The sequence below is a fragment of the Massilia niastensis DSM 21313 genome (assembly GCF_000382345.1).
Lineage (GTDB): Bacteria > Pseudomonadota > Gammaproteobacteria > Burkholderiales > Burkholderiaceae_D > Telluria > Telluria niastensis.
On the sequence record NZ_KB908092.1, the window covers coordinates 56002 to 71896 of the forward strand.

Annotated in this window: 15 protein-coding genes; 13 read left to right on the forward strand and 2 right to left on the reverse strand. The window is 65.9% G+C overall.

What is annotated here, in order from left to right:
* Positions 1-158: 158 nt before the first annotated feature.
* Positions 159-1493, reverse strand: a complete 1335-nt coding sequence (locus H162_RS0111815) for a sigma-54 dependent transcriptional regulator (RefSeq protein ID WP_026354537.1) — start codon at positions 1491-1493, stop codon at positions 159-161.
* A gap of 224 nt (positions 1494-1717) precedes the next feature.
* On the reverse strand, positions 1718-3916 hold the full coding sequence (locus tag H162_RS32645) for a hybrid sensor histidine kinase/response regulator (protein ID WP_020653681.1): 2199 nt from the start codon (positions 3914-3916) through the stop codon (positions 1718-1720).
* 163 nt (positions 3917-4079) lie between these two features.
* Here H162_RS32645 and ubiE point away from each other — a divergent pair, with 163 nt between their 5' ends.
* From ubiE to H162_RS0111885, 13 genes are all read left to right on the forward strand, one after another.
* Entirely contained in the window at positions 4080-4814 is a 735-nt protein-coding gene (gene ubiE / locus H162_RS0111825) for a bifunctional demethylmenaquinone methyltransferase/2-methoxy-6-polyprenyl-1,4-benzoquinol methylase UbiE (protein ID WP_020653682.1), read from the forward strand.
* Between the two features lie 9 nt (positions 4815-4823).
* Positions 4824-5813 carry a Tim44 domain-containing protein gene (locus H162_RS0111830; protein ID WP_026354538.1) on the forward strand — a complete coding sequence of 330 codons (990 nt, stop codon included), beginning with the start codon at positions 4824-4826 and terminating at the stop codon, positions 5811-5813.
* A 103-nt stretch (positions 5814-5916) separates the two neighbouring features.
* A complete protein-coding gene (locus tag H162_RS0111835) occupies positions 5917-6603 on the forward strand; it encodes a ubiquinone biosynthesis accessory factor UbiJ (RefSeq protein WP_020653684.1) in 687 nt (228 codons plus the stop codon).
* Positions 6600-8177 carry a ubiquinone biosynthesis regulatory protein kinase UbiB gene (gene ubiB, locus H162_RS0111840; protein WP_020653685.1) on the forward strand — a complete coding sequence of 526 codons (1578 nt, stop codon included), beginning with the start codon at positions 6600-6602 and terminating at the stop codon, positions 8175-8177. Before H162_RS0111835 ends, ubiB begins: the two co-directional genes overlap by 4 nt.
* On the forward strand, positions 8167-8775 hold the full coding sequence (locus H162_RS0111845; RefSeq protein ID WP_020653686.1) for a methyltransferase domain-containing protein: 609 nt from the start codon (positions 8167-8169) through the stop codon (positions 8773-8775). Before ubiB ends, H162_RS0111845 begins: the two co-directional genes overlap by 11 nt.
* Before the next feature lie 563 nt (positions 8776-9338).
* On the forward strand, positions 9339-9638 hold the full coding sequence (locus tag H162_RS0111850; RefSeq protein WP_020653687.1) for an FmdB family zinc ribbon protein: 300 nt from the start codon (positions 9339-9341) through the stop codon (positions 9636-9638).
* Positions 9639-9685: 47 nt separating this feature from the next.
* Positions 9686-10288 carry a DUF502 domain-containing protein gene (locus tag H162_RS0111855; RefSeq protein WP_020653688.1) on the forward strand — a complete coding sequence of 201 codons (603 nt, stop codon included), beginning with the start codon at positions 9686-9688 and terminating at the stop codon, positions 10286-10288.
* A gap of 75 nt (positions 10289-10363) precedes the next feature.
* Positions 10364-12166, forward strand: coding sequence for an aspartate--tRNA ligase (gene aspS / locus H162_RS0111860; protein WP_020653689.1), 1803 nt, complete (start codon positions 10364-10366; stop codon positions 12164-12166).
* A gap of 100 nt (positions 12167-12266) precedes the next feature.
* Positions 12267-12722, forward strand: coding sequence for a dihydroneopterin triphosphate diphosphatase (nudB, locus tag H162_RS0111865; RefSeq protein ID WP_020653690.1), 456 nt, complete (start codon positions 12267-12269; stop codon positions 12720-12722).
* Between the two features lie 352 nt (positions 12723-13074).
* The gene (locus H162_RS0111870) at positions 13075-13281 is read left to right on the forward strand and encodes a hypothetical protein (protein ID WP_020653691.1); all 207 of its coding nucleotides are present in this window, start codon (positions 13075-13077) and stop codon (positions 13279-13281) included.
* A 100-nt stretch (positions 13282-13381) separates the two neighbouring features.
* Entirely contained in the window at positions 13382-14191 is an 810-nt protein-coding gene (locus tag H162_RS0111875; protein WP_026354540.1) for an endonuclease/exonuclease/phosphatase family protein, read from the forward strand.
* Between the two features lie 5 nt (positions 14192-14196).
* Positions 14197-15357: a cardiolipin synthase ClsB gene (gene clsB, locus H162_RS0111880; RefSeq protein ID WP_020653693.1), complete on the forward strand. Its 1161-nt coding sequence runs from the start codon at positions 14197-14199 to the stop codon at positions 15355-15357.
* An 11-nt stretch (positions 15358-15368) separates the two neighbouring features.
* Positions 15369-15752 carry an RNA-binding S4 domain-containing protein gene (locus H162_RS0111885; protein WP_020653694.1) on the forward strand — a complete coding sequence of 128 codons (384 nt, stop codon included), beginning with the start codon at positions 15369-15371 and terminating at the stop codon, positions 15750-15752.
* The last annotated feature ends 143 nt before the right edge of the window (positions 15753-15895 follow it).

Below are 15895 nucleotides of genomic sequence, written 5' to 3' on the forward strand. Positions count from 1 at the left end.
ACAAAAGTTGTCGCAGATGTGCGGGGACACATGAAGACGAACGCCTGCGTCCATGCCGTACGCATGAGTGGACGAACGAACGGACGCGGCGGGACGCCGCGCCGGACGGCGCCCGCAAGTGTCACAAAAGAGAAAAAGGAGAGGAGAGGACGGCGGAACTACGGCGAGATCGAATGCTTGGCCATCAGGCGGTACAGCGTCATGCGCGAGACGCCGAGGTCGCGCGCGGCCTGGCTGATGTTGTTGCCGCTGCGCGCCAGGCTGTCCCAGATCGCGGCCCGCTCCGCGTTGAGGCGCGTGTTGCCGAGGCCATCCTGGACCGGGCTGAGCGGGACGATGCCCGGCAGTTCCAGGTCTTCCGGCATCAGGAGGCGGTGCTCGGCGAGCACCATCGCGCGCCGCACGCGGTTGATCAGCTCGCGCACATTGCCCGGCCAGTCGTACTGGGCCATCGCCTGCAGCGCTTCCCTGCTCACGCCCTTGAGCTGCGGGCTGCGTTCCTCGGCATACTTGTTGAAGACCAGTTCGGTCAGCAGGGACAGGTCTTCCTTGCGCTCGCGCAGCGGCGGCACCCGGATCGGGAACACGCTGAGGCGGTAGTACAGGTCTTCGCGGAAGCGGCCCGCGGCCACGGCCTGCGGCAGGTTGACGTGGGTGGCGGCGATCACGCGCGCATCGACCGCGATGGTGCGGGTGCTGCCGACACGGTAGATCACGCGCTCCTGCAGGAAGCGCAGCAGGCTGGCCTGGAGGTCGAGCGGCAGGTCGCCGATCTCGTCGAGGAAGATGCTGCCGCCCGACGCGGCTTCGAGCAGGCCCTGCTTGTCCTTGGCGGCGCCGGTGAAGGCGCCGCGTTCATGGCCGAACAGTTCGGAGTGGATCAGCGCCGGCGCGACGGCGGCGCAGTTGATCGCGATGAAAGGGCCGGCGGCGCGCTGCGAGCGCGCGTGCACTTCCTGCGCCGCCAGTTCCTTGCCGCTGCCGCTTTCGCCCGAGATCAGCACCGGCGCGTCGACCGCCGCGATCTTGGCGATGTGGGCGCGCAGGCGCACGATGGCTTCCGAGTTGCCGGTGATGCGGCCGGCGGCGGCCGAGCGCGGGTTCGGCTGCGGGGTCTTGCCGAGCACCGCCATGCCGTGCGCGTGGCCGAGCGAATGCTGGAGCCGCAGCGGGTCCACCGGCCGCGTATGGAAATCGAACAGGTGGGTCGCGATCAGGTGGCGCAGCGCCGGCTGTTCGAGGCGGACCGGATCGAACACGCCGATCCAGCGCACGTGATGGTGGCGGCGCAGGAAGCGCTCGGTTTCTTCGTCGCGGGTGGAGTCGCCGCTGTCGAGCAGCAGGCCGACGGCGTAATGCTGCTGCGACAGCACCTTGCGCGCGGCGGCCACGGTGTCGACCAGGCAGACGTCCCAGGCGCGCAGCTCGCCATACACCACGCGCGCATAGGCGCCATCCTCATTCGTTACGCATAACAAACGTTTAACAGACACCGTTATCCTCGTTCATCCGATGGCATCAGGCCATGCCGACATGGTGTCATCCCTGCCGGAAGGGACTCACCTTGGGTGCCGATTTGGTGCGGCGCCTGACGGCCCTCGCACGGAAAGCGTTCCCATCATTAAACCGCATTTCGCGCTTACGCGGCGCACAAATGTTGATATTTTTCTAATGCTCGAAACGGTTCCCTGAAGCATCAAACGGCCGTTTACGGTGACTAACGGGCGCTGGCGAGCAAGGCCACCAGCTTCTCGATCGGGTAGGGCTTGGCCAGCACCTGCACGCCGGGAATGGCGGCCTGGCGCTCGGTGTAGCCGGTGGCCAGCACGACCGGCATGGCCGGGTAGCGCTGGCGCACGATGCCGGCCAGATCGATGCCACTGATCTTACCCGGCATGACGATGTCAGAAAAGACAATCCTTGGAAGGATGCCGCTATCGAGCAGTTCGACGGCATGTTCGCCGTTGTGGGCAACCAACACCTCGAATCCGCATTCCTCCAGGGCATGCAAGACCGCTTCCCGCACCAGCGGATCGTCTTCCACGAACAGCACCGTGCCGCGTGCGCGCGGCAAGGGGAGGGCGGCCTCCGGCGGCGGCGCGGCGCGGACCGGCAGGCTTGCGCGCGGCAGGTAGATGTCGACCCGGGTGCCCTGGCCGGGTTCGCTGTCGAGCAGCAGCAGGCCCTGCGACTGCGCCGCGAACGCGTAGGCCTGCGGCAGTCCGAGGCCGGTGCCCTGGCCCTGGGCCTTGGTGGTGAAGAAGGGATCGAGGGCGCGCGCCAGCACCTCGGGCGGCATGCCGCAACCGCTGTCCTGCACCCGCACCCGCACGTAGTCGCCCGGCGCCAGCGGACCGGGCGGCAGCGCCAGCGCGTGGTTGTCGGCCGCGATGCGCAGGGCGCCGCCGCGCGGCATCGCATCGCGCGCATTGATCGCCAGGTTCAGCAGCGCCAGGTCGAATTGCAAGGGCTCGACGGTCACCGGCCACAGGCCTTCCCCGCAGTCGACCTCGAGCGAGATATCGTCGCGCAGCGCGCCCCGTATCAGCTGGAGCGCGCTGCGCAGTTGCCTGCCGGGATCGACCGTTTCCAGGCGCGCTTCCTGGATCCGCCCGAACGAGCCGAGCTGGCCGGTGAGGGCGGTGGCGCGCTGCACCGTCTTCTGGCAGGTCTGGATCAGTCCCTGCACCCTGGACTGGGTGGAGGTCATCCCGGCCAGCTGCAGCGCCGTGGTCAGGGTCTGCAGCAGGTTGTTGAATTCGTGCGCGATGCCGCCGGTCAGGCGCCCGAGCGCCTCCAGTTTCTGGGACTTGAGCAGGGCGCTCTGCGCGCGTTCGGTGGCGGCGACCGCTTCGGCCACGCGCTGCTCGAGTTCCTGCTGCGCATGCAGGATCTTGCGGCTGGCCTCGGCCATGCGCAGGGCCACGCCGTCGATCTCGGCCAGGCCCTGCGCTTCGTAGCGCACCTCCTTGCCCTGGCCCAGCTCTTCCGCGCTGCGCTCCAGGTACTCGATCGGCCGGATCGCCTGCGCCGCCAGGCGGCGCGCCGCCAGCACCCCGGCCGCCAGCAGCAGCAGCATGAGACCGCCGAGCATGGCCGCGGCCTGCAGCGGCACGCGCCGGATCTCGCTGACCGGGATGCTGACCAATACTTTCCAGCCGGTGTTCGGCACCGTGCTGAAGAAGGCGCGCACCCTGATGCCGTCCAGGCTGCGGCTCTCGTACACGCCTTCGCTGGCGGTGTTCAGGCGCATGCGGCTGTAGGTGCGGATCGGGCTGCCGACGAAGGCTTCCGGCTGGCGCGAACGGGCCAGCACCATGCCCTGGCGGTCGACCACGGTGGCCAGCCAGTCGTCGCGGAAATGCTGGCGCCTGAGCAGGGGTTGCAGCGCGCTGGCGTTGACGCCCATGACGAGGAAATAGCGCAGCGCGCCGTCGATGCGCACCGGCACCTGGATCGTGAAGTCGTGGCGCTTGCCGAGCGGGGCCATGAAGAGGTCCGACACCAGCATCCGCTCGGCGCCCTGTTCACGCATCAGCTCGTCGATATTCGAGACGCGCCGCAGCGGCAGCGTCGCGCCATACGGGGCCCGGGTATTGAGCAGCTGGCGTCCGCCCGGCTCGACCAGGATGATGGTCGACTCGGCCGTCGGCGCCATGCGCCGGGCGTGGGCATAAAACTCTTCCAGCCGCCCCCGGCTGAGCGAGGGCGAGCCGGCCAGGGCATGGAGGATGCCGGCCCTGCTCTGGATTTCATTGTCGACCAGCAGGGCGAAGGCGCGGGTCGCCTCGGCCACGCTCTCGGCCTGCGACACCTGTCCCTCGCGGTAGACATAGGCCACCGCCAGCGCTGCGGCGACGAAGGACGGCACCAGCACGGACAGCACGAGGATCAGGAGGCGGGTGCGGATGCGCATGGCGGCTTGGAAACGAATGCGGCGGATGCCGATCGGCGAATTGGCGAATTATACATAATGCAATTTCTCGCTGTAGTACGCCTGGCATGCGTGCGCGCCGCCCTGGCATCCGGCACAGGCCAGCCAGCTTGTATAATGTGGCAAGACCAATCCGCATGCTCATATGACCAATACCACCCACTTCGGCTACAAGACCGTTGCCGAGGACCAGAAGGTCCAGGAAGTCGCCAAGGTTTTCCATTCGGTCGCATCGAAGTACGACGTCATGAACGACCTGATGTCGGCCGGCCTGCACCGCGCCTGGAAGCTGTTCACGATCGCCCAGGCCGGCGTGCGGCCGGGCTTCAAGGTGCTCGACATCGCCGGCGGCACCGGCGACCTGGCCAAGGCGTTCGCGAAGCAGGCCGGGCATACCGGCGAGGTCTGGCTCACCGACATCAACGAATCGATGCTGCGCGTCGGCCGCGACCGTCTATTGAATAAAGGACTAGTCATCCCCACCATGTTGTGCGACGCGGAGAAGTTGCCGTTCCCCGACAACTACTTCGACCGGGTCAGCGTCGCCTTCGGCCTGCGCAACATGACGCACAAGGACCAGGCGCTGGCGGAGATGCGCCGCGTGCTCAAGCCGGGCGGCAAGCTGCTGGTGCTGGAATTCTCGAAGGTGATCGCGCCGCTGCGGAAGCCCTACGACGTGTACTCGTTCTCGGTGCTGCCGTGGCTGGGCCAGAAGATCGCCGGCGACGCCGAAAGCTACCGCTACCTGGCGGAGTCGATCCGCATGCATCCCGACCAGGAAACCCTGAAGGGGATGATGCTCGACGCGGGACTGGATCGGGTCCAGTATTTCAACCTGACGGCAGGTGTGGCCGCATTGCACACTGGTATCAAACTCTAGGAAGACATGATGAAAAAGTTTTTGGTCACGATGATGTTGGCAGTCACCGCGGTCTCGATGATCGCCGAAGCGACCGCGCGCCCGCTGGGCGGCAAGCGCTCGATCGGCCGCCAGTCGCAAGCCGTGCGCCAGATGCCGGCCCCGGCGCCGGCGCCGGCCCCGGCCTTCCAGCGCCAGCCGAGCGCGGCCCCGGCCGCGGCTGCGGGCACCGCCGGCGCGGCCGCCGCGGCAGCCAAGAAGCCGAGCATGTGGAAGGGCATCCTGGGCGGTGCGCTGCTCGGCCTCGGCCTGGGCGCGCTGCTGTCGCACTTCGGCATCGGCGGCGCGTTCGCCAGCGCGATCGCGACCATCCTGATGATCGCCCTGCTGGCGCTGGCCGTGCTGTTCATCGTGCGCATGTTCCGCCGCAAGGACACCCCGGCCAACCCGCAGTTCAAGAACGCCTTCGGCACGCCGCAGCCTGCCGGCGCGGTCGCCACGCCTGACATCGGCTCCGGCCTGCGCCAGCCGGCTTGGCAGCCGTCGGCTTTCGGGGGCCAGCAGCCGCAGGGCGGCGTGTCCTTCGACAAGGGCGTGCCGGCTGCCGCCGTTGCCGGCGCCGCCGCTCCCCATGCCCAGTGGGGCGTGCCGGGCGACTTCGACAGCGAGTCCTTCCTGCGCCATGCCAAGTCGTCCTTCATCCGCATGCAGGCGGCCTGGGACCGTGGCGACACCAACGACCTGCGCGAATTCACCTCGCCGGAAGTGTTCGCCGAGCTGAAGATGCAGATCCAGGAACGCGGCGGCGTGGCCGACTTCACCGACGTGGTGGCTATCGACGCCCAGCTGCTGGGCATCGAGACCACCGCCACCGACTACCTGGCGAGCGTGCAGTTCAACGGCATGATGCGTACCGCCCAGAACGCGCCGGCCGAGCCGTTCACCGAGGTCTGGAACATGTCCAAGCCCTTGTCGGGCAATGGCGGCTGGGTGCTCGCGGGTATCCAGCAGCTGTCCTGAATTATTTTCAGGTAAAGTTCCTGTGCTGCCGGGTTTGCGCCCGGCAAACTGGTAAGATCAGGACCGCCCGCTTTTCCCGGGCGGTTTTTTTTATTGACGTGTGATGTCCATGTTCCCGAGTCCTTTCCCACTGTCGCCGCAACGCGCCCTGGCCGCCCCGGCCCTGGCCGTGATCAACCACCTGCTGGCCCAGGAAGCCTGGGCGCGCGATGTGCTGGCGCGCCATGCCGGCAAGGAAGCCTGTATCGATACGGGTCCCGTCGTGCTGCGCATGCGTGTGGCGCGCGACGGCATGCTCGAGGCCAGCCGTGGGGAAGGGCCGGCCGGCGCTCCGGAGGCGAATGTGACCATCCGCCTGAAGCTGACCGACCTGCCGCTGATCGCCCAGGACCGCGCGCGCGCGCTGTCCTACGTGAAGATCGAGGGCGACGCCGAGTTCGCGAACACGATCTCGCAGCTGGCCAATGGCCTGCGCTGGGATGCCGAGCACGACCTCGAGCGCGTGGTCGGCCCGGTCGGCGCGCGCCGCCTGGCCGAAGGCGCGCGCGCCACCACGGCCGGGGTGCTCGGGGTCGGGCGCAGGCTGGCCGAGAACATGGCCGAGTTCCTGGCCGAGGAAAGGCCGGTGCTGGTGCGGCCGCTGATGCGCGACGAGTTCGCCGGCGACGTCGTGCGCCTGCGCGACGACGTCGAGCGCACCGCCAAGCGCATCGCCAGGCTGGAACAGCGGCTGGCGGCCAGCGCCGCGACGACCCGCCCCGGTAGCGACCTGACTTCGGAACGCCGATGATATTGAAATTCCTGCGCCTGCTGCGCATCCTCACCGTCTTCACCAAGTACGGACTGGACGAGATCGCCGTCTCCAGCATCAACGCGCCGCGCACCGCGCGCCTGATGAACACCTTCTTCTTCTGGCGCCGCATCACCTCGCCGCGCGCGATCCGGCTGCGCCAGGCGCTCGAGGAGCTGGGCCCGATCTTCGTCAAGTTCGGCCAGCTGCTCTCGACCCGGCGCGACCTGCTGCCGCCCGATATCGTGGACGAGCTGTCGCTGCTGCAGGACCGGGTGCCGCCCTTCGATTCCGAACTCGCGGTGGCCCAGATCACGCGCTCGCTCGGCGCCCACCCTGACCAGCTGTTCGCCCACTTCGACCGCGTCCCGGTGGCCTCGGCCTCGATCGCCCAGGTGCACTTCGCCCAGCTCAGGGACGGCAAGGACGTGGCGATCAAGGTGCTGCGCCCGGGCATGAAGAAACTGATCGACGAAGACATCGCGCTGATGCAGCTGGCCGCCAGCCTGATCGAGCGCGTGTGGGGCGAAGCCCGGCGCCTCAAGCCGCGCGAGGTCGTGGACGAGTTCGACAAATACCTGCACGACGAGCTGGACCTGATGCGCGAGGCGGCCAATGCCAGCCAGCTGCGCCGCAACTTCGCCAATTCCACGCTCCTGATGGTGCCGGAAATGTATTGGGATTACTGCTCCAGCAGCGTGATCGTGATGGAACGCATGCGCGGCATCCCGGTGTCGCAGATCGACCGGCTGGCGGCGGCGGGCGTGGACCTGAAGAAGCTGTCGAACGATGGCGTGGAAATCTTCTTCACCCAGGTGTTCCGCGACGGCTTCTTCCATGCCGACATGCACCCCGGGAATATCCTGGTATCGGTCGAGAAGGAAACCTTCGGCCGCTACATCGCGCTCGACTTCGGCATCGTCGGCACCCTGAACGACTTCGACAAGGATTACCTGTCGCAGAACTTCCTGGCCTTCTTCCGGCGCGATTACAAGCGCGTGGCCGAGGCCCACATCGAGTCGGGCTGGGCGCCGCCCAGCACCCGCGTCGACGAGCTCGAGTCGGCGGTGCGCGCCACCTGCGAGCCGATCTTCGACCGGCCGCTGAAGGACATTTCCTTCGGCCAGGTCCTGCTGCGCCTGTTCCAGACCTCGCGCCGCTTCAACGTCGAGGTGCAGCCGCAACTGGTGCTGCTGCAAAAGACCATGCTGAACATCGAAGGCCTGGGCCGCCAGCTCGACCCCGACCTCGACCTGTGGAAGACCGCCAAGCCCTACCTGGAGCGCTGGATGGCCGAGCAGGTCGGCTTCCAGGGCTTCGTCGAGCGCCTGAAGGCCGAGGCGCCGCGCTACGCCCACATCTTCCCGCAGCTGCCGCGCCTGCTGCACCAGGCGCTGGAGCGTGAATCCCACCCGCACCTGGCCAATCCGCACGTCGCCAGCGCCGACCTGCTGGCGATGGTGATGATGGAGCAGCGCCGCACCAACCGCATGCTGAGCGTGCTCACCTTCCTGGCGGTCGGGATGGGCGTCGCTGCGGTCGGCTTCTACCTGCTGCATTTCCATGGCGGCTGATCCGCACGGTTTCTCCAGCCGCGATCCGCTCAGCCCGCAGTTCTGGGACGAACGCTTCGCGCGCGGTTTCACGCCCTGGGACCAGGGCGGGGTGCCGGCCGCGCTGCGGCGCTTCGTGGCCGCGCAGGCCCGGCCGCTGACGGTACTGATTCCGGGCTGCGGCAGCGGCTACGAACTGGCCTGGCTGATGGAGCAGGGCTGGGACGCGACCGCGATCGATTTCGCGCCGGGCGCGGTGGCGCAGGCGAAGCAGGGCGCCGGCAAGTGGAGCGAACGGGTGCTGGAAGCGGATTTCTTCGCCTGGCAGCCCGCGCAGGCGCTGGACATGGTGTACGAACGCGCCTTCCTGTGCGCGATGCCGCCGGCCATGTGGCCGCGGGTCGCGGCGCGCTGGGCCGAACTGCTGGCCCCGGGCGCGCTGCTGGCCGGTTTCTTCTTTTTCGATAGCACGCCCAAGGGGCCGCCGTTCGGCATCGACCGCACCCGCCTGGACGCGCTGCTGGGCGGACAGTTCGACTGCATCGAGGATGCGGCGGTCGACGGTTCGATTCCCATCTTCGTGGGCAAGGAACGCTGGATGGTGTGGCGGCGTCGCTAAAAGATCAGGGTCAGGTCTGTCATTCGGACACCGAGCGAGCACCTTTGCTCTATCTCAAAATGCTGGTTTGTTCATCCCAAACTCGTCAATGCTCGGCTCACTTTGTCACCCAAACCGGCGCATCACGGACAAGGTCGGAAAGAGGGGGAAATCTCGGCATACCGTTCTGAGATTTCGCAGAGCTTGTGCGTCCATGTCCGAATGACAGACCTGACCCTGAATGCCACGAACCAAAAGAAAAGCCCGCTTGCGCGGGCTTCGGAAAGTCAGTCTTCTTGTACGGACCAGCGGCGAGAATATCGCGCTCTCTTCTGTTTCTTCTTAACTTGGGGCATCAGGGATTCCCTGCTGCCAACATGCTTTTAAGAAAGATGCTATTAGATCACCGATAGCAAGGCTACGGCAAACGAAACCCACGCCTCCGATGGCGAAAAACAACACCTGTACTGCTCCCGGTTGCAGCTTAGACAGGGGTATGGCAGGAAGGTGCGGCATAAACAGGCAAAGCCGCGTGTAAAAGCTTTATAATTCAGGGTTTTGAAGATTTTTGCGGAGTATCAAGCATGCCGATTTACGCCTACCGCTGCGACGAGTGCGGTTTTAACAAAGATGTGCTGCAGAAGATTTCCGACCCGGTCCTGAGCACCTGCCCATCGTGCGCCAAGCCGGCCTTCAAGAAGCAAGTGACCGCTGCCGGTTTCCAGCTCAAGGGCACGGGCTGGTACGTCACCGATTTCCGTGGCGGCACCCCACCGGCGACCGGCGCCGCGCCGGCCGCCAGCCCGGCCGCATCGTCGTCCTCCGACAGCGCCCCGGCCGCCCCGACCGCGCCGGCGGCAGGCAGCGGCACGAGCAGTACCTGATCCGGCTGCGGCCCCGGGCCGCAGTCCAACAAGAACAAGAGAACCCGATGCGCAAATACTTCCTCACCGGCCTGCTGGTCCTGGTGCCGCTGGCCATTACGGCCTGGGTGTTGAACCTGATCATCAGCACGCTGGACCAGTCGCTGCTGTTCGTGCCGGATGCCTGGCAGCCGCGCACCATGTTCGGCATGGACGTGCCCGGCTTCGGCGCGGTGCTGACCCTGGCGATCGTGTTCCTGACGGGCCTGCTGACCAATAACCTGGTGGGCAACTTCATCGTCCGCCTGGGCGAGCGGCTGCTCAAGCGCATCCCGGTGGTCAGCTCGCTGTACGGCAGCGTCAAGCAGGTGTCGGACACGCTGTTTTCCTCGTCCGGCAATGCCTTCCGCCAGGCCGTCATCATTCCCTATCCGCACGCGGATTCCTATACGATCGCTTTCCTGACCGGCGTACCGGGCGGCGACGTGAAGAACCACCTGGTCGGCGACTACGTGAGCGTGTACGTGCCGACCACCCCGAACCCGACTTCCGGCTTCTTCCTGATGATGGAACGCAGCAAGGTCGTCGAACTGGACATGACCGTCGACGCGGCGCTGAAGTACATCGTCTCGATGGGCGTCGTCGCTCCCGACGAAATCCCGTCCAAATAGCAGAACAAGCGAAGAACAGAACAGGGCCGCCGGCGACGGCGGCGCCACCGAATCAACCAACCTGGAATGAAAACTATGTCCACCATGCGTACTCACTACTGCGGCCTCGTGACCGAGGAACTGCTGGGCCAAACCGTCAGCCTGTGCGGCTGGGTGCACCGTCGCCGCGACCACGGCGGCGTGATCTTCATCGACCTGCGTGACCGCGAAGGCCTGGTGCAGGTGGTCTGCCATCCGGACAACGCGGATGTCTTCAAGGCCGGCGAGCACGTGCGCAACGAGTACTGCCTGCGCATCACCGGCACGGTGGCCAACCGCCTGGAAGGCACGGCCAACGCCAACCTGAAGTCGGGCAAGATCGAGATCAACGCCAGCGCCCTGGAAGTGCTGAACGCGTCGGTGCCGGTGCCGTTCCAGCTGGACGACGACAACCTGTCGGAAACCACCCGCCTGACCCACCGCGTGCTCGACCTGCGCCGCGGCCAGATGCAGCACAACCTGCGCCTGCGCTACAAGGTGTCGATGGAAGTGCGCAAGTACCTCGACAACCTGGGCTTCATCGACATCGAGACCCCGATGCTGACCAAGTCGACCCCGGAAGGCGCGCGCGACTACCTGGTGCCGTCGCGCGTCAACGCGGGCAACTTCTTCGCGCTGCCGCAATCGCCGCAGCTGTTCAAGCAGCTGCTGATGGTCGCCAACTTCGACCGCTACTACCAGATCACCAAGTGCTTCCGCGACGAAGACCTGCGCGCCGACCGCCAGCCGGAATTCACCCAGATCGACTGCGAGACCTCGTTCCTGACCGAGCAGGAAATCCGTGACCTGTTCGAAGACATGATGCGCGTCGTGTTCAAGAACGCGGCCGGCGTCGACCTGCCGAACCCGTTCCCGGTGATGGACTTCGCCACCGCGATGGGCATGTACGGTTCGGACAAGCCGGACATGCGCGTCAAGCTGCAATTCACCGAACTGACCGAGCTGATGAAGAACGTCGAGTTCAAGGTGTTCAACAGCGCCGCCAACATGACCGGCGGCCGCGTGGTCGGCCTGCGCGTGCCGCAGGGCGGTTCGATGCCGCGTTCGGAAATCGACGCCTACACCCAGTTCGTCGCCATCTACGGCGCCAAGGGCCTGGCCTACATCAAGGTCAACGAGAAGGCCAAGGGCCGTGACGGCCTGCAGTCGCCGATCGTCAAGAACATCTCGGACGAGGTCCTGGCGCAGATCCTGGAACTGACCGGCGCCGAAGACGGCGACCTGATCTTCTTCGGCGCGGACAAGGCCAAGGTGGTCAACGATGCGATCGGCGCGCTGCGCGTGAAGATCGGCCACTCGGAATTCGGCAAGAAGGCCGGCCTGTTCGACGACGTCTGGTCGCCGCTGTGGGTGATCGACTTCCCGATGTTCGAGTACGACGAGGAGTCGGGCCGCTGGAACGCGACCCATCATCCGTTCACCGCGCCGAAGGATGGCCACGAAGACCTGCTCGAGACCAATCCGGGCGCCTGCGTCGCCAAGGCCTACGACATGGTCCTGAACGGCTGGGAACTGGGCGGCGGCTCGATCCGTATCCACCGCGAGGAAGTGCAGAGCAAGGTGTTCCGCGCCCTGAAGATCGATGCCGAGGAAGCGCGCCTGAAGTTCGGCTTCCTGCTCGACGCGCTGCAGTACGGCGCGCCGCCGCACGGTGGCCTGGCCTTCGGCCTGGACCGCCTGATCACCCTGATGACCGGCTCCGAGTCGATCCGCGACGTGATCGCCTTCCCGAAGACCCAGCGCGCCCAGTGTCTCCTGACCAACGCGCCGTCGGAAGTCGACGAGAAGCAGCTGAAAGAGCTGCACATCCGCCTGCGCAACGAGCCGAAGGTCGCCTAAGAGCGGCAACGGCCGCGTCCTGCAGCATGGACGGCTTTGCCGTCCATGCGTTCAACCGGCGCCTGCACGGCCGGGCTGCCCGCCCGGCCGCCATCTGTCCATGAAACCGTACAAGATCCCCGAATCGGTCCTGGTCCTGATCCACACTTCCGACATGGAAGTGCTGCTGCTCGAACGCGCCGACCGTCCGGGCTTCTGGCAATCGGTCACGGGTTCGCTCGATGCGCACGACGAGCCCTTGCCGGCGACGGCCGCGCGCGAGCTGTTCGAGGAAACCGGCATCGTCGCCGACGGCGAGCGGATTCGCCTGGTCGACTGGCATCTCTCCAACATCTACGAAATCTATCCGGTCTGGCGCCACCGCTACGCGCCCGGCGTCACGCACAACACCGAGCACGTGTTTTCGGTCTGCGTGCCGCGCGACATTCCCGTCATCCTCAGCCCGCGCGAACACCTGCGCCACGCCTGGCTGCCGTATCTCGAAGCGGCCGACCGCTGTTTTTCCTCCTCGAATGCCGAAGCGGTGCTGCTGCTGCCGCGCCATCTCGGCGCCTGATCCCGGCGCGGGAACCCGGCCGCGTCCCGCCGGTCTAACTGCTGCGTTGGATGCCGTTCCTGGCATTGCCTGACGTTTTTCAGCAAAAGCACAGTGGTGCTTTATATTTTTTCTTCCGTGCGCAAACACGCATATGGCACGGGTTCGTGCATGTAAAACACATATTTTTCCCTATGAGGCGCTCGTAAAAGCGCGTGTTTAGGCTTTTTGATAACCGAAGGAAATTTGTTTATCCAATTCAAGCACAATACATTCAACGTTTGACATTGGGAAATCAGTAGAATATCGTCAACGCCTCACTGCCCCGTGACAATTCGTTACAAATCAATAACCGGATGATTCAGGAGGAACGATGGACGAGTCCAAGCTCGCATGCGAGGAAAAGGTGAAGGAAATCAGCGTCGGCAATGGTTGCCTCTATGTCGACCTGCTGTGCGGTCTGCGCCTGATCGCTCCGCTGCTCTCCGCTGAAGAGCTCAGCAAGGCGCGCCGGGCGCCCGCGCGCAGGATGATGGTCACCGGCCACGAAGCCATCGTGGAGCAGGCGCTCGCATTCTGAGGACCCGCCGCGCCGGCGTGGGAAAGGGTTGGCCGGCGGATGGCTGCACGATTGGGCCTGGCAGAGGGGAATTCGCCCCTGATCCGGTTAGAATGTTCCCATGAAAATACGTGTGGCCACTTATAACATTCATAAGGGCGTCTCGTCGCTGCGCAGCACGCCCCGGGTGATTGCGCTCAAGAAGGCGATCGCCGAATTCAGCGCGGACATTGTCTTTTTACAAGAAGTGCAGGGCCGGCACGACCGCTACCAGGCGCGCTTCGGCAAGGAAGACCGTGGCCACCGCCACTGGCCCGAAACCGCGCAGTACGATTACTTTGCGGGCGAGTCGCATCACACCGCGTATGGCATGAATGCCGTGTACGACCACGGCCATCACGGCAATGCGCTGCTCAGCGCCTTCCCGATCGAAAACACGCACAACCACGACGTGTCCGACCACGCCTACGAGCAGCGCGGCATCCTGCACTGCGTGCTGGAAACCGCGGCCGGCAAGGTGCATTGCTATGTGGTGCACCTGGGCCTGTTCGAGGGCAGCCGGGGCCGCCAGGCCCTGGCGCTGATCGAGGCCGTGAATGCCTCCTCGAACGGCGAGCCGGTGATCATCGCGGGCGACTTCAACGACTGGCGCAACACGCTCAGCGAGCGGCTGCGCAACGAGCTCGGCGTATGCGAGGTGTTCGACGAACTCGGCCCGCGCTCGGCGCTGGGGGACATGGTGCGCAGCTGGGCCGGACGCCAGCCGCGCCTGGCGCCGGCGCGCACCTTCCCGGCGGCGCTGCCGTGGTTCCGCCTCGACCGGATCTACGTGCGTGGATTCAAGGTGGAAAATGCGCAGGTCATGCACGGCCCGCTGTGGGCCAAGCTGTCCGACCATGCCCCGATCGTGGCGGAACTCCAGCTCGCGTAGGGCCCATGCGCTCCGTCACCTATGTAGACAACAACGACGTCACCCTGCTCGAAAGCGGCACCGCCTACTTTCCGGCGCTGATCGCGGCGATCGACGCGGCCAGGCTTGAAGTCCTGTTCGAAACCTATATCTTTTCCGAGGACGACACCGGGCGCGCCGTGCGCGACGCCCTGATCCGCGCCGCGCGGCGCGGAGTCAAGGTGCGCGTGCTGGCGGACTGGGTCGGCACCGGCCACCGCTGCGCCACCCGGCTCGGCCTGGCCTTTGTCGATGCGGGCGTGAACTACCGCGTCTTCAACCCCTGGTGCCGGCGCGGCATCGCCCGTTCGCATCGCAAGATCGCGGTCGTCGACCGCGAAGTCGCCTTTGTTGGCGGCATCAACACGAATGACGACTGGCTATGCGACTATGACGAGCGCCGGCGCCTGCCGGCGCCGCGCTGGGACTTCGCGGTCCAGGTGCGCGGGCCGCTGGTGACCCAGATCCACCACGAGGCGCAGGGCCAGTGGATGCGGGTCGGCCACCTGAAGCTGAAGAACCGTATCAACCTGTTCCGCGAGATGCGCAAGCAGCCCGAGCAGTCCTGCGAGAGTCCGGCGCGCGCCGCCTTCGTGGTGCGCGACAACCTGCGCAACCGCAGCACGATCCAGCGCGCCTACCTGCAGGCCCTGGGACGCGCCAAGCACAGCGTGCTGCTGGCCACGCCTTACTTCGCGCCGGGACGCAAGTTCCGCAAGGCCCTGGCGCATGCGGCGCAGCGCGGGGTCCAGGTGACCCTGCTGATCGGGGTAGGGGAGTTCCGCATCCAGGATGCGGTGGCGCATTCGTTCTACCCGAAGCTGCTGGCCGATGGCGTGCGCGTGGTCGAGTACCGCAAGACCCAGCTGCATGCCAAGGTCGCGGTCGTCGACGACGACTGGGCCACGGTCGGATCGAGCAATTGCGACGGACTGTCCCTGTTCCTGAACCAGGAAGCGAACGTGGTGGTGCTCGACGGGGCCTTCGCGGCCACGATGCGCGCGCACATCGAGCGCGGCATCGCGGACGGAGTGCCGGTGTGCGCCGAGGAATTCGCGCACATCGGCTGGGTGAAGCGCGCCAGCTATGAAATCGCCTACCTGCTGTATAAACTGACGATGCGGGTGTTTGCTATCGGCTACGCATGATGAATGGATGGATGATGGAAAAAGATAACGTACGAATCGACAAATGGCTGTGGGCCGCGCGCTTCTTCAAGACCCGGTCGCTGGCCACCGATGCGATCGATCGCGGCCGGGTGCGGATCGACGGCGAGCCGATCAAGCCGTCGCGCGCGGTCAAGGTGAACGAGAAGATCGCGATCGACAACGGCTCGGACCGCTGGGAAGTGATCGTGGCGGCCATCTCGGACATGCGCGGCCCGGCGCCGGTGGCGCGCACCCTGTATTTCGAGACCGACGAGAGCGTCTCCCGGCGCGAGAACGACAAGGAAGCGCGGCGGCTGTTCCCCGAGCCGGGCAGCACGATCAAGGGGCGACCGACCAAGCGCGACCGGCGCGCCTTGAGCAAGGCGGGGGAATGAGGCAAGGCTGCCGGAGCTGATGGCGGGGTGGGCGTTGTTGAATGCAAACAGCCCACCCTGTTTCCCAAAAATGCGTTACCTTTACAAGCAAGACAACAGCTTCGCCCTTGGCCGCCATGGCCACGGCGGAGCGTCCCCTCCGG